Source organism: Pseudomonas sp. Tul2A7 (assembly GCF_054790505.1).
Window position 1 is genome coordinate 2,034,875 of sequence record NZ_CP186499.1, and the last position, 13,571, is coordinate 2,048,445.

The following is a 13,571-nucleotide window of genomic DNA, read 5'->3' on the forward strand; positions in this document are numbered from 1 at the left end:
TGCCATGCGCCGCTGGAAGTCGGAGCGCATCGTTGGCCTGCATGACCCGCAGGTCAACGAGCACCACCTGGCATCGACAGGCTTGCCAGCAGACCATCGTCTGCGCTTGCTTAGCTTCAATATCCAGGTCGGTATCAGCACCGAGCGTTATCGACATTACCTGACCCGCAGCTGGCAGCATCTGCTGCCGCACACCGGACGCTCAGGCAATCTGCAAAAGATCGGCGACCTGCTCGGCGACTTCGATCTGGTCGCGCTGCAGGAAGCCGATGGCGGCAGCCTGCGTTCAGGCTACGTCAATCAGGTTGAACACCTGGCCCATCTCGGCGCCTTCCCCTACTGGTACCAACAACTCAATCGCAACCTCGGTCGGCTGGCCCAGCACAGCAATGGCGTGCTCAGTCGCCTGAAACCGTCGGCGATCGAAGATCACCCGCTGCCCGGCCCGAAAGGTCGCGGCGCGATCCTTCTGCGTTTCGGCGAAGGCCCGGAAGCGCTGGTGGTGGTAATGATGCACCTGGCCCTTGGCGCGCGAACCCGCAGCCTGCAGCTGGCCTATATTCGTGAGCTGATCGGTGGCTATAAACACCAAGTGTTGATGGGTGACATGAACACCCACGCCAGCGATCTGCTACAACATTCTCCGTTACGCGATCTCGGCCTGCTGGCCCCGCAGGTGGAAGCGACATTCCCCAGCTGGCGTCCTCAGCGTTGCCTTGATCATATTTTGCTCAGCCCGACCCTGACCCTTGAAAAGGTCGAAGTGCTGGCCCAACCGATTTCCGATCACCTGCCGGTCGCGGTAGAGATTCGTCTGCCGGGTTCGCTCACGGCCGATGCATTGCCCGCGTTGAGTCCTGCCCCTCGCGGAACCCCTGAATGAGCGACGACGCCCAGCGCTGGAAAGAGAAGTACCTCAAAAGCATCGAACAACAGGACAAACTCGAACGCCGCTGGGCCGCCAGGCTCGATTTGCTGCGTCGCGGTCTGGTGCGCAGCACACTGGCGGCTGAAGGCACCGATAAAGTCGTTGATCAGTGCATGAAGGAGATGCGCGACGTAGTGCGCACTGACGACATGGACGCCGGCCTCGCCGCCCTGCTGCCGCGCCTGGAAAAAGCCGTGCTCGATTCCGAGCAGCGCCGCGAAACCCGTATCGATCAGGTCAGTACCGCGCTGACGTCGCTGGTCACTCAGTTGCAGGCATTGCCGCTGCCGCGTGAAGTCGCTCAGCCACTGAAAAAGTTCGCCAAACAACTGGATGGCCGCGTCGGCTCTGCGCGAGAAATGCCATTGCTGCTGAGTGAACTCAGCGGCTTGCAGGGCAAGGCTTTGAGTCAGCTGGAAACGCCAGCCGAACCGGGACGCCCAGGATTGTTGCAGCGTTTGTTTGGTAGCCGTGACAGCGAAGAAGCGCCAGCCCCGAGCGCAGAAGCAACCGCGCCAACTCCGGCACCACGTGATGCGCAAGCGCCTGTCGCATCAGAAGCCGAGCCAGAACCAGCGCCCTTGCAGACTGCCGCTGTTGCAGGGCCGGTCATCACCGCCGCCGTGATCAAACAACTCGAGCCCGCGACTGAGATACCCTCACCGCTCTCGGAACCTCAGCCGGAACCTGACGTGGTTGCGTTTCAACCACCCCTCCCCAGCGCAGCAGCGCCCGTTGCCGCTGAAGCAGCGCAGGCCGAACCTGAAGTTGCCATGGCGCCCAGTGTCAGGCCGACACCAGTCACGGTCTCCAGTTTCAACCCCGACGAATTGATCCACCCCGGCGACCCGACACCGCTGATCCTCGACAGCCTGCCCCTGCCCGAACCGATTGCTCAGGCACTGGCGGCCATCGACCCGGAGCAGCCCGAGCACGACATCCTGTTCGCCCTGCCGGACACTCCAGAGCCGTCCTACAGCTCCGTGGCCAAGCACATCGAAGACACCCTGATTGGGCTGCTCGACGACCTGACCCTGCCGGAGCGCCACCGCCCGCAGGCCGAGGCAATGCGCGAGCGCCTCAAGCACGGCTTGAACTGGTACGAACTGATCCCGATCCTCGACGATCTCGCCACATTAATGCTGGCGATCACTGACAGCGGTCAGCACGAATTCGAAGCCTATCTGCAACAGCTCAACGAACGCCTCGAAGCGTTCCAGAGCAACCTGCAAGCCGCCAGTGAAGGTCACGCCGATAACAGCTCGGCAGCGCGAGCGATGGACACGCAAATCCGTGAGCAAGTCGACGGCTTGCAGACCAGCATGCAGGAAGCTGCAGATCTGGATGACCTCAAGCAAGTGCTGGAGAACCATCTCGAAGGCCTGCTCGGCACCATGGACCAGCACCAGAAGCAGCGCGATGCCCGCGAGCAAGAAGTCGCCACGCGGCTGAAAAGCCTGTCGGAGCGCGTGGCGCATATGGAGCAGGAAGCCCAGGGCTTCCGCGAACACCTTGAAGTACAGCGGCAGAAAGCCCTTATAGACCCGCTCACCGGCCTGCCCAATCGCGCGGCGTGGAGCGAACGCCTCGAGCATGAGATCAAGCAGTGGCAGCAGCACGGCAACACCCTGAGTCTGGCGATGCTCGATCTGGATCACTTCAAACGGATCAACGATAACTACGGCCATCTGGCTGGCGACAAGGTGCTGAAAATCATCGCCACCGTGCTGCGCAAACGCCTGCGCGGCTCCGACTTCATAGCCCGTTTCGGCGGTGAGGAGTTCGTTCTGCTGATGCCGGCGACCCCGCCAGCGCTCGGCGCCAAACTGCTGGAAACCCTGCGCGCAGCGATCGAAGCCTGCCCGTTCCACTTCAAGGGCGAGCGGGTAACCATCACCATTTCCATGGGGCTGGCGACATTCCGTGCCGGAGAACACAGCGATCTGGTGCTGAAAAGAGCCGATCAGGCGTTGTACCGGGCGAAAAATGCGGGGCGCAATCGGGTCGAGTTGGGCTGAGCAATTTGTTCCATTTTGTTTAAATCCGCCCACTGACCGTCAAGACGCAAGGCAGTACGTTACACTGTTGCATTACTGTCTTGCGTGTACTGCCTTCTGCCATGAAATTCTTTGCCCTCCTCGCTTCGCTGCTCGTTCTGGCCGGTTGTGCCAGCGCCCCGCGCTACGACACCAGCCATCCTTCGGCCAATTACGACAGCCGCATTCAGTTTGTGGTCGTGCATTACACGTCGGCCTCGCTGGAGCGCTCGCTGCAATTGCTGACCCACGGCGAAGTCAGCAGCCATTACCTGATCGGCGACGACAAGAGCGGCACCATCTACAAGCTGATGGACGAAAACCAGCGCGCCTGGCACGCCGGCGAAAGCCAATGGCAGGGCCGCACCTGGCTCAACTCCAGCTCGATCGGTATCGAAATCGTCAACCCGGGCTTCAAGGACACGCCGACCGGACGGCTGTGGTATCCGTACAGCGAAGCGCAGATTCAATCGCTGATCGTACTGCTCAAGGACATCAGCAAACGCAACGGCATCAGCCCGCAGCACATCATCGGCCATAGCGACATCGCGCCTCTTCGCAAGCTTGATCCCGGGCCGTTGTTTCCGTGGAAACGCCTGGCCGCGGAGGGTTTGGGTGTGTGGCCGAATGAACAGGCAGTGGCGCGCCAGCAAATGCTCTTCAACAACGGCGAGCTGCCGAGCATCAGTTGGTTCCAGGCGCAATTGGCGCACCTTGGTTACGACACGCCGCAGACCGGCGAGCTGGATGTCGCAACGCGCCATGTCCTCGCGGCCTTCCAGATGCACTTCCGCCCTTCGCGCTTCGATGGCACGCCGGATGCGCAAACGGCAGCGCTGTTGCTGGTACTGAACCAGACAAAATAATGACGCCCGCCCGACGGTCAGGGCGAAATCGCAATCAGCAGCTATAACTCATTGGTAATTCTTCGGATATTCCATAATGGTTGCTACCCGAGAGACGCTGCGTAGCTGGTTTTATCGCCCCTGGTTTTTGGCGATGATCGCGGCTGTCCTCAGTGCCAGCCTGCTGATCGCCGGCGGTATGTTCGTGGCAATGCGTCAGGTCGAGCAAAGCGAAAGTCAGGAAATGAACGCGCAAGGCGAGCGTTTCCTCGCCCGCCTCGAACAATTGTTCGGCCAGTTGCGCGAAAGTCTCGACGACCTCGAAGCGCAACCATTGCGCAGTTGTGACGATGAAATGATCGCCACCCTGCAGCAAGTCACCTTCAACTATCGCTTCGTCTATGAAGCAGCCTATATGGACGCCTCACGGATCTGCTCCAACCGTCCGCGTCAGGAAGGCGTGTCGGTAGTGCGGGCGCCGGATATCAAAGGGCCGACTTACAGCTATTGGCTGAACACCACCACCGAACCCGATGAAAACCGCGCGGCGCTGATGCTGGGGCGCGGCAATTTCCGCGTAGCCACTTCGCGCGGGCACCTGACCGACATGGTCGATCTGTCGCCCGGCAGCAGCCTTTTGGTAGTACTCGATCACGGCACCCGGGCCATTCCGGTACTCGGCCTGGCGCAAGCCTGGCCACCCACGGAACAATGGCCACCGAAAAGCCGCGATGCCTTGCAAGTCACACAAACCCGGCTGATCTATCGCATGCCCACCGACAACCCGGAATATCAGCTGGTGCTGATCACACCCAGAACCGGTATGCATATTCCTGCCATCTGGTGGTGGATGGTCCCGGCTTGTGTGCTGCTTGGCGCCTTTTCGGGATTCTTCGTTTTCCTGCTGGTGCGCCAGCGTCAGTCGATGGACGCCGAGCTTCACGGCGCGATTCGTCGCGGTGAGTTGCAGGTGCTCTATCAGCCGATCTTCGATCTCGACAGCCGCAACTGCGTGGGCGCCGAAGCCCTGCTGCGCTGGCGCCGCCCGGACGGCACACTGACCAGCCCTGACCTGTTTATCCCCATGGCGGAAAACACCGGGCAGATCCGCCAGATGACCGACTTCGTCCTGCAGCGTTTGCTGGAGCAATTGGGCCAATTGCTGCGCGCCAATCCGCAGCTGTATATCTCGGTCAACCTCGCAGCCTGCGACGTGATGGTGCCGCGCATCGGTCTGGTCATGGCGCGCTTGCTCACATTGCACCGAGTCGCCGCGCGGCAGATTGCCTTCGAGGTTACCGAACGCGGGTTGATTGATGTGGTGGTGGCGCGGGAAAACCTGCAAGCCTTGCGCGATGTCGGCCATCAAGTGCTGATTGATGACTTCGGCACCGGCTATTGCAGCCTCGCCTACCTGCAGACCTTGCCGGTCGATTGCCTGAAAATCGACAAGGCGTTCATTGATGCACTGGGCCATGACGCGGCGAGCAGCGGCGTCGCCCCGCACATCATTCACATGGCCCAGGCGCTGGATCTGAAAGTGATTGCCGAAGGCATCGAGCTGGAATCACAGGCGCAATTGCTCAGCAGCGAAGGCGTGAAGTTCGGTCAGGGCTGGTTGTTCGCCCATGCGCTGAGCGCGGTGCAATTCATTGAATTGATCACCCGTGGCCGACGCCTCGCGGGAAGGCGCATGGACGACGAAGCCTAAACGGCGAGCGCCATATAGAACTGCGTGCCCTGCCCCGGCCGCGAATAAACCCCCATACGTCCGCCATGCAGCTGGACGATTTCCTTGCACAGCGCCAGACCAAGCCCGGCACCGCCCTTTTTGCGGCCGACCTGCACGAACGGCTCGAAGATTCGGCCTTGCTGGCCGTAGGCAATGCCTTCGCCATTGTCCTCGACGCTGATGATCACCCGCTCGCCATGTCGACGCGCCTGTAAACGGATCTGACCGTCGCGGGCGGTATGACGCAGCGCGTTGTCGATCAGGTTGTCGAGCACGCGATCGAGTTGCGCCTGATCGGCCTGCAAACGTGGCAGCGGCCCCTGCACTTCGACATTCAGGGCGATGCCCTTGGCCGCCGCCGAATCGGCAAAGCGCAATTGCGCCTGCTCCAGCAAATCTTCGATTGAGCACGGCGCCAGCGTGAGTTTCTGCAGGCCGTTCTGATAACGCGAGAAGTTGAGCAGGTCATTGATCAACTGCATCAGGCGCTGCATTTCCTCGTTCACGGTGTCGAGCAGATCAGCCTCGCGCGACTCCGCTGGAAACTTCGCCCGTTCGCGGAACAAACCGAACGCCATGTGCATGCCGGTGACCGGCGTGCGCAGTTCATGGGAGGCGCGCAAGACGAATTCACTGCGTACCCGTTCGAAGGCGCGCTGCTCGGTGACGTCGTGCAACACCATCACCGCGCCGAGGATATGACCTTGGGTGTGACTGACCGGGGTCAGGCTGTAGGTCAGCAAGCGTGATTCGCCGTCGACCTCGATACTCAAATCTTCCGGCGCCCGCTCCAGCGTGCCGCCACGCAGCACCAGTTGCAGCTGCGCATCCAGCTCTGGGCGTTCCAGCGCCGTGCCCAGCCCCTGGCCGAGGCGATCATCCTCCCAGCCCAATTGTCGCTGGGCGACCGGATTGAGGTGCTCGAGATGCCCTTGTCGGTCGATCATCAGCAAACCGTCATCGATACTGTCGAGCACCGCCTGCAAGCGTTGCTGACCGGCGAGCAATTCGTCGACATTGGTCGCCTGATGCTCGCGCAGTGCCTCGGCCATCAGGCCGAAGCGTTTGGTCAGCAGATTCATCTCCATCGCCGAAGAAATCGGCAGGGTTACTTCAAAATTGCCCTGGCCGATATTGTCCGCCGCTTTCGCCAGAGCCTCGATCGGCGCGCCAAAACGCCGGGCAATGCCGTGGGCCGTGATGAAACCGATGATCAGCACCGCCAATCCGACAAATCCCAGCAGACCCGCAATCAACAAGGCTCGGTCACGCGCCTCACTCTGTACCGCGTTGATGTTGTCCAGTGCATGCTTGTGCTCGGTGATCAGTCCGTTGCGCAGCGTGTTGAAGCGCTCCCTGAAGTCAGCGCTGCTGCTTATGGAGCCGGCCGGGTCACGCGACAAATCGAATGCTTCCAGAAAGCTCAGATAATCCGCTTTTGCCCGACTGAAGCCATATAGCCGGCCATCGCCCTCTTGCTCTTGGGCGATGCCTTGGTCCAGCAACTCGAAGTAATGCTGCTTCGACGCTTCGAATGCCACGGGATCCGGCTTTTCCGCGAGCATGATGATCAGTTGATCACCCAACGTCTGCCGCAACTTGAGCCCCAGATCCAAAGTGACGAAGTTGCTGCGCACCAAAGCTTCTTGCGTTCCGGCCATCTGCATCACGCTGACCAGCCCAAGCAACAGCCCGAGCAAGGCCACGGTGATCAGTGCGGAGATACTCAGAAACAACCGGGTCCGCAACTTCATCGCCAGTTTCATCGCCCGGCACTCACAGGTTGTACTGCTTGCGCTTGCGATACAGGGTCGAGGCGTCAATGCCCAGGGTTTTGGCTGCTTGGTCCAGGGTTCCGGCGGTGGCCAGAACTGCACCGATGTGAGCTTTCTCCAGCTCATCCAGACTCAACGCCGCGCCCACTCGTGGCGCGTTGTTGGCCGGTTGCTCGGCCATGCCGAGATGGCTGATTTCCACGCGTTCCTGCGGGCAGATGATGCTTGCCCGTTCGACCACGTTACGCAGTTCACGAATATTGCCCGGCCAGCGGTAACCGAGCAGCGCTTCACGGGCCTCGTCGCTGAAGCCGCGCGCTGGACGTGCATATTCCTTGACGAAGCGCGCGAGGAAACGGTCGGCCAGGGTGAGAATGTCCTCGGCACGTTCGCGCAGTGGCGGCAAGTGCAAGGTGATGACGTTCAGTCGATAGAGCAGGTCTTCACGGAAGCGGCCGTCACGGACCATGTCCTCCAGATTGAGGTTGGTCGCCGCCAAAATGCGTACGTCGGCGCGACGGGTGACGGGATCCCCTACCCGTTCGTATTCCTTGTCCTGAATAAAACGCAGCAACTTCGGTTGCAAGGTCAGGGGAAAATCGCCGATCTCGTCGAGAAATAGTGTGCCGCCGTCGGCCTGATTGACTCGACCCAAGGTGCTTTCGCTGGCACCGGTAAACGCACCACGACTGTGGCCGAACAACTCGCTTTCCATCAATTCTGCGGTCAACGACGGGCAGTTGATGGTCACGCAGGATTTCTTCTCGCGTTTGCTCCAGCCATGAATCGCTCGGGCCAGCTCGCCTTTACCGGTGCCGGACTCGCCGAGGATAAGAATGTTGGCGTCAGTGCTGGCAACCTGGCGAGCCGTTTCCAGTACGACCTTCATCGCCGGGCTGTGGGAATCGAGACCGTCCTTGGGTTTGCGGATCTCGCCCTCAAGGGCTTCGAGGCGCGCGGACAGTTGGCGCACTTCCAGTTGTTTGGCGGTGGCCAGACGCAGTTGATCCGGGCTGCACGGCTTGACCAGATAGTCGGCGGCGCCTGCCTGGATCGCATCGACGGCGGTATCGACAGCCGAATGCGCGGTGACGATCACCACGCGCATCCACGGCGCCTGAATGCGCATCTGCGCCAACACGTCGAGCCCATTGTCTTCGCCCAGGCGTAAATCAAGGAAGCACAGGTCGAAGACCTGGCGTTGCAACAAGGCGTCGGCCTGAGCCGCGCTGTTGGCTGTGGCAACCGTATAGCCTTCATCTTCGAGGCAATAACGGAAGGTACGCAGGATGGCGGACTCGTCGTCCACCAGCAGAATGCGGCCTTGATGCTCAGTGGCAGATTCCATTTTTCCTACGCTCCATAGTGATTGGTCTTATGTTAGTCCCGGAGAAATCGGGCAAGTTGCATGGTTGATTCTGAACGATGCCAGCCATAGGAGGGTAGCTCTCTCCTGCCTTTACAGCCAAGTTATTGGTTTTGTTGATTTTTTAAACCATCACCGATTTGCAGGGCATTCCCTGCGTACTTTTCTGACATCTGCGCCCCGCTCTCAATTCCATAAGATTGAAATCTCCTACGAAAAAATCGTGCATTGCGCACGATCCCAGATGACCCATCGTGCAGGATGCGTCGCGGATGTTTTTCATCCGGCTTACAAGCCATTGATTTTATTGAATATTTTTCAATTAAAAAACTGGCACGCAGGCTGCAATAACTCACTCAGCCCCGGGCAGAAATGAACTGCCCCAACCGAATAAGAGTGAGGAACCCAGGATGACTCGCCAACGTGCCGCCCAAGTGCGTATCTCGCCACTGCATATCCAGCAAGGCCTGTTCGGCGTACTTGCGCTGTTGATCACCCTGATTGCCTGCCAGCAGTACCTGAGCTGGGAAAACAGCCAGCGCCCAGAGCCGTTGATCTCGGTGCAGCATGCGACACAAGTGCACTTCAGCGCCGTCAGCAGCAGCCATACCGAGACCACCTCGATGCGCATGATGGACGTCGATCAAGTGCAACCACAGGATCAGATGCCACGTGAAGAGCGCTGGGTTTTCTAATTGATTGAACAGATTCAGACGCAACGCGTCGGAACACGTAACACCCCCAAATAGAGAAGTAAGGAGAATCACCATGTTGAGCTGGGCAATTACATTCTTGATCATTGCCATCATCGCTGCAGTACTGGGCTTCGGTGGTATCGCGGGCACCGCCACGGGTATCGCCAAGATTCTCTTTGTCGTGTTCCTGGTGATGTTCATCGCTTCCTTCTTCTTTGGCCGTCGCGGCCGAGGTTAACGATGAGTGCGTTAAAGACACTGGCAGCCGCCCTGCTTCTGGGCGGTAGTGCCATGGCGATGGCGGCCAATGACGGCCAGACGCGGGTCAACGAACTCCTGAGTTCCGACCCGCAATACCGCGAAACCTGGGAAGGCGTGGTGAAGAAGGAAGAACGCCTGCCGGAATGGGTGATGAACCTGTCCGGCACGCCTGACCAGCAGATGAATGCCGTGACTGAAGATGGCGATCAATATCTGGTTGGACCGCTCTGCGAATCTGCGGACAAATGCCTCAACCACCGCTTGATCGTCGCCTTCAGTTTCGACAAGAAAGATGCTTACGCCATGCTCGTCGATGTGCCCGAAGGATTGCCGGCCGACAAGTCGCCAACGCGACATGCCACCTACCGCTTCCTCGGCAAACCCGACCAGGGCATGCAGGATCTTTTGATGGAAACCCTGAAGAAAGATCCGAAGTGGTACTGATTCGAACATGAAAGCAGCACCCCTGCTGCTTTCCATTGCGCCCACCTGAGGAAGGCAGGCGCATGACCAAGGGGCCGGGACGTTCTGACTGTTGCAGGGTCGGAGTGACCTACGGGTACAGGGAGTGCCTGCGCAAGGGCCGGGTCAGGGTAAAAGCTGCGCCGCAGGTTCGCCGACCCACAGTGGTTCGACGGACTTGCGCTGAGCTTTCAATCAGTTAAAACGTTGATCCAGAGCGTCCAGCTCATTCCTTTTATCGCTGACACTGCGCGCGAAAACATTACGCGGTGTTTCCTGGCGACCGTATATCGACAAAAAAACCGTTTAAACAGTAGGACTTCTAGTCTTCCAACGTAGGCTTTTTCCTAAGTTTTTAGTCGATTTTTCTTGTTCAAAAAACAACCAACCTTCGCTGTGATGACCGGTTCACGGCACTTATGCCGGCCGAAATGTCACAATCGAACCGGTTGGGACGCCAGTTTCATTAAAAAAAGCTCATGCCGATTCGGCATAGGGTAGGCGTTTACGGCATTAGACGGCGCAACCTTGCATCGGAATAGTTGCGCCTTTTTTCGCCTGCCGAAGAGCTGTAAATACGCGCTTCGGGGCACCTTATACGGAGGCAGATGCACAGACTTTTCCGCTAAAGAGCGTTCCAGTTCCTGCATGTGCCTGAGTCAAACGCAAGTAAGGGTAAAGATAATGAAGAAGGCAAAAATTAGCCTCGCCTGGCAGATCCTCATCGGTCTGGTTTTGGGTATTGCAATTGGTGCGTTGCTCAATCACTTCAGTGCCGAAAAGGCCTGGTGGATCAGCAACGTCCTGCAACCGGCAGGCGATATCTTTATCCGTCTGATCAAGATGATCGTGATTCCGATCGTCATCTCTTCCCTGATCGTCGGCATCGCCGGCGTGGGCGACGCCAAAAAGCTGGGGCGTATCGGCCTGAAGACGATCATCTATTTCGAAATCGTCACCACCATCGCCATCGTCGTCGGTCTGGTATTGGCCAACCTGTTCCATCCAGGTACCGGCATCGACATGAGCACCTTGGGTACGGTGGACATTTCCAAGTACCAGGCGACTGCCGCCGAAGTACAGCATGAACACGCGTTCATCGAGACCATCCTCAACCTGATCCCGTCGAACATCTTCGCGGCCATGGCCCGCGGCGAAATGCTGCCGATCATCTTCTTCTCCGTGCTGTTCGGTCTCGGCCTGTCGAGCCTGCAGTCGGACTTGCGTGAGCCGCTGGTGAAGATGTTCCAGGGCGTCTCGGAAAGCATGTTCAAAGTCACCCACATGATCATGAACTACGCGCCGATCGGCGTATTCGCCCTGATCGCGGTGACCGTCGCCAACTTCGGCTTCGCCTCGCTGCTGCCGCTGGCGAAACTGGTGATCCTGGTTTACGTCGCCATCGCCTTCTTCGCCTTCGTGGTACTGGGCCTGATCGCCAAGCTGTTCGGCTTCTCGGTGATCAAGCTGATGCGCATCTTCAAGGATGAGCTGGTACTGGCCTACTCCACCGCTTCTTCGGAAACCGTGCTGCCGCGCGTGATCGAGAAGATGGAAGCCTACGGCGCACCGAAAGCCATCTGCAGCTTCGTGGTCCCGACCGGTTACTCGTTCAACCTCGACGGTTCGACCCTGTACCAGTCGATCGCCGCGATCTTCATTGCTCAGCTGTACGGCATCGATCTGTCGATCAGCCAACAACTGCTGCTGGTGCTGACCCTGATGGTCACCTCCAAAGGCATCGCCGGCGTACCGGGCGTGTCCTTCGTGGTACTGCTGGCGACTCTGGGCAGCGTCGGCATTCCGCTGGAAGGTCTGGCGTTCATCGCCGGTGTCGACCGCATCATGGACATGGCGCGTACCGCTCTGAACGTGATTGGTAACGCCCTGGCGGTACTGGTTATCGCACGTTGGGAAGGCATGTACGACGACGCCAAGGGCCAGCGCTACTGGAACTCCCTGCCGCACTGGCGCAGCAAGGAAAAACTGCCGGCAGGCGAGATTTCCAAGAACTGACACAAATCCCTGTAGGAGTGAGCCTGCTCGCGATGAGGGCTGTACATTCAACATCTCTGTTGTCTGATACACCGCGATCGCGAGCAGGCTCACTCCTACAGTGGACCGAGTCAGCCATACAAACCCCGGAGAAATCCGGGGTTTGTCGTTTCTGGCGACCCCGCTATCATTCGCCGCATTCTTCGGGGGATTTGACTGATGCTTAATGGCCTGTGGCTTGGCTTCTTCATCGTGGCAGCCGTTTCGGCGCTGGCGCAGTGGCTGATCGGCGGCAATGCCGGGATCTTTGCGGCGATGGTGGAAAGCATTTTCGCCATGGCCAAGCTCTCGGTCGAGGTCATGGTGCTGCTGTTCGGCACCCTCACCCTGTGGCTGGGCTTTCTGCGCATTGCCGAAAAGGCCGGGATCGTCGAATGGCTGGCCAAGGTGCTCGGCCCTTTGTTCCTGCGGCTGATGCCGGAAGTCCCGGCCGGTCACCCTGCCCTTGGCCTGATCACTTTGAACTTCGCCGCCAACGGCCTCGGTCTGGACAACGCCGCCACGCCGATCGGCCTGAAAGCCATGAAGGCGCTGCAGGAGCTCAATCCCAGTGCCACCATCGCCAGTAACGCGCAAATCCTCTTCCTGGTGCTCAACGCCTCCTCCCTGACCCTGCTGCCCGTGACGATCTTCATGTACCGCGCCCAGCAAGGCGCGCCGGATCCAACGCTGGTGTTCCTGCCGATTCTGTTGGCGACCAGTTGCTCGACAATTGTCGGCTTCCTCTCGGTGGCGTTCATGCAGCGGCTGCGGATCTGGGATCCGGTGGTGTTGGCTTATCTGATTCCCGGCGCGCTGATTCTCGGTGGCTTTATGGCGCTGCTGGGCACACTATCGGCAACGGCATTGGCGGGATTGTCGTCGATCCTCGGCAATCTCACGCTGTTCGGGTTGATCATGCTGTTTCTGATCATCGGCGCTTTAAGGAAAGTGAAGGTTTACGAAGCGTTCGTTGAAGGCGCGAAGGAAGGCTTCGATGTCGCGAAGAACCTGCTGCCATATCTGGTGGCGATGCTCTGTGCGGTGGGCGTATTGCGCGCATCGGGGGCGCTGGACTTCGGGCTGGACGGCATTCGGTATCTGGTCGAGTGGGCCGGCTGGGACACGCGGTTTGTCGATGCGTTGCCGACGGCGATGGTCAAACCGTTCTCCGGCAGCGCGGCGCGGGCGATGTTGATCGAGACGATGAAGACGTCCGGTGTCGACAGCTTCCCGGCGCTGGTCGCGGCGACGATTCAGGGCAGTACCGAAACCACGTTCTATGTGCTGGCGGTGTATTTCGGTGCGGTGGGAATTCAGCGGGCGCGGCATGCGGTGGGGTGTGCGTTGTTGGCGGAGTTTGCCGGTGTGGTCGGGGCTATTTTCGTCTGCTACTGGTTCTTCGGCTGAACAAATATCCAATGTGGGAGCGAGCCT

At 59.3% G+C, this 13,571-nt stretch carries 12 protein-coding genes; 10 read left to right on the forward strand and 2 right to left on the reverse strand.

Going from position 1 to position 13,571, the window contains the following annotated elements; translation table 11 throughout:
* Positions 1-4 precede the first annotated feature (4 nt).
* From ACOYXJ_RS09090 to ACOYXJ_RS09105, 4 genes are all read left to right on the forward strand, one after another.
* A complete protein-coding gene (locus tag ACOYXJ_RS09090) occupies positions 5-883 on the forward strand; it encodes an endonuclease/exonuclease/phosphatase family protein (protein ID WP_150708333.1) in 879 nt (292 codons plus the stop codon).
* Positions 880-2,946: a GGDEF domain-containing protein gene (locus tag ACOYXJ_RS09095; RefSeq protein WP_460369055.1), complete on the forward strand. Its 2,067-nt coding sequence runs from the start codon at positions 880-882 to the stop codon at positions 2,944-2,946. Before ACOYXJ_RS09090 ends, ACOYXJ_RS09095 begins: the two co-directional genes overlap by 4 nt.
* A 101-nt stretch (positions 2,947-3,047) precedes the next feature.
* Entirely contained in the window at positions 3,048-3,830 is a 783-nt protein-coding gene (locus tag ACOYXJ_RS09100) for an N-acetylmuramoyl-L-alanine amidase (protein ID WP_460369058.1), read from the forward strand.
* Between the two features lie 76 nt (positions 3,831-3,906).
* On the forward strand, positions 3,907-5,520 hold the full coding sequence (locus ACOYXJ_RS09105; protein ID WP_150708330.1) for an EAL domain-containing protein: 1,614 nt from the start codon (positions 3,907-3,909) through the stop codon (positions 5,518-5,520).
* On the opposite strand, the gene ACOYXJ_RS09110 is transcribed toward ACOYXJ_RS09105, so the two are convergent.
* Both ACOYXJ_RS09110 and algB read right to left on the reverse strand, forming a co-directional pair.
* A complete protein-coding gene (locus ACOYXJ_RS09110; protein WP_460369060.1) occupies positions 5,517-7,307 on the reverse strand; it encodes an ATP-binding protein in 1,791 nt (596 codons plus the stop codon). The genes ACOYXJ_RS09105 and ACOYXJ_RS09110 overlap by 4 nt on opposite strands.
* A gap of 10 nt (positions 7,308-7,317) precedes the next feature.
* Positions 7,318-8,664, reverse strand: coding sequence for a sigma-54-dependent response regulator transcription factor AlgB (algB, locus tag ACOYXJ_RS09115; RefSeq protein ID WP_025112294.1), 1,347 nt, complete (start codon positions 8,662-8,664; stop codon positions 7,318-7,320).
* Between algB and ACOYXJ_RS09120 the strand changes: the two genes are divergently transcribed.
* From ACOYXJ_RS09120 to ACOYXJ_RS09145, 6 genes are all read left to right on the forward strand, one after another.
* A complete protein-coding gene (locus ACOYXJ_RS09120) occupies positions 8,651-9,058 on the forward strand; it encodes a hypothetical protein (RefSeq protein ID WP_460369062.1) in 408 nt (135 codons plus the stop codon). The two genes, algB and ACOYXJ_RS09120, sit on opposite strands and share 14 nt — an antisense overlap.
* A gap of 34 nt (positions 9,059-9,092) precedes the next feature.
* Entirely contained in the window at positions 9,093-9,377 is a 285-nt protein-coding gene (locus ACOYXJ_RS09125; protein ID WP_460369064.1) for a hypothetical protein, read from the forward strand.
* A gap of 73 nt (positions 9,378-9,450) precedes the next feature.
* Positions 9,451-9,615: a DUF1328 domain-containing protein gene (locus ACOYXJ_RS09130; RefSeq protein WP_003177151.1), complete on the forward strand. Its 165-nt coding sequence runs from the start codon at positions 9,451-9,453 to the stop codon at positions 9,613-9,615.
* Positions 9,616-9,617: 2 nt separating this feature from the next.
* Positions 9,618-10,082 (forward strand): inhibitor of vertebrate lysozyme family protein, encoded by a 465-nt coding sequence (locus ACOYXJ_RS09135; RefSeq protein WP_016986435.1) that lies wholly within the window; start codon positions 9,618-9,620, stop codon positions 10,080-10,082.
* 702 nt (positions 10,083-10,784) lie between these two features.
* On the forward strand, positions 10,785-12,116 hold the full coding sequence (gltP, locus tag ACOYXJ_RS09140) for a glutamate/aspartate:proton symporter GltP (RefSeq protein ID WP_095119655.1): 1,332 nt from the start codon (positions 10,785-10,787) through the stop codon (positions 12,114-12,116).
* Positions 12,117-12,314: 198 nt separating this feature from the next.
* Complete coding sequence (locus ACOYXJ_RS09145; protein WP_460369066.1) at positions 12,315-13,544, forward strand: nucleoside recognition domain-containing protein; 1,230 nt, start codon at positions 12,315-12,317, stop codon at positions 13,542-13,544.
* Positions 13,545-13,571 lie beyond the last annotated feature (27 nt).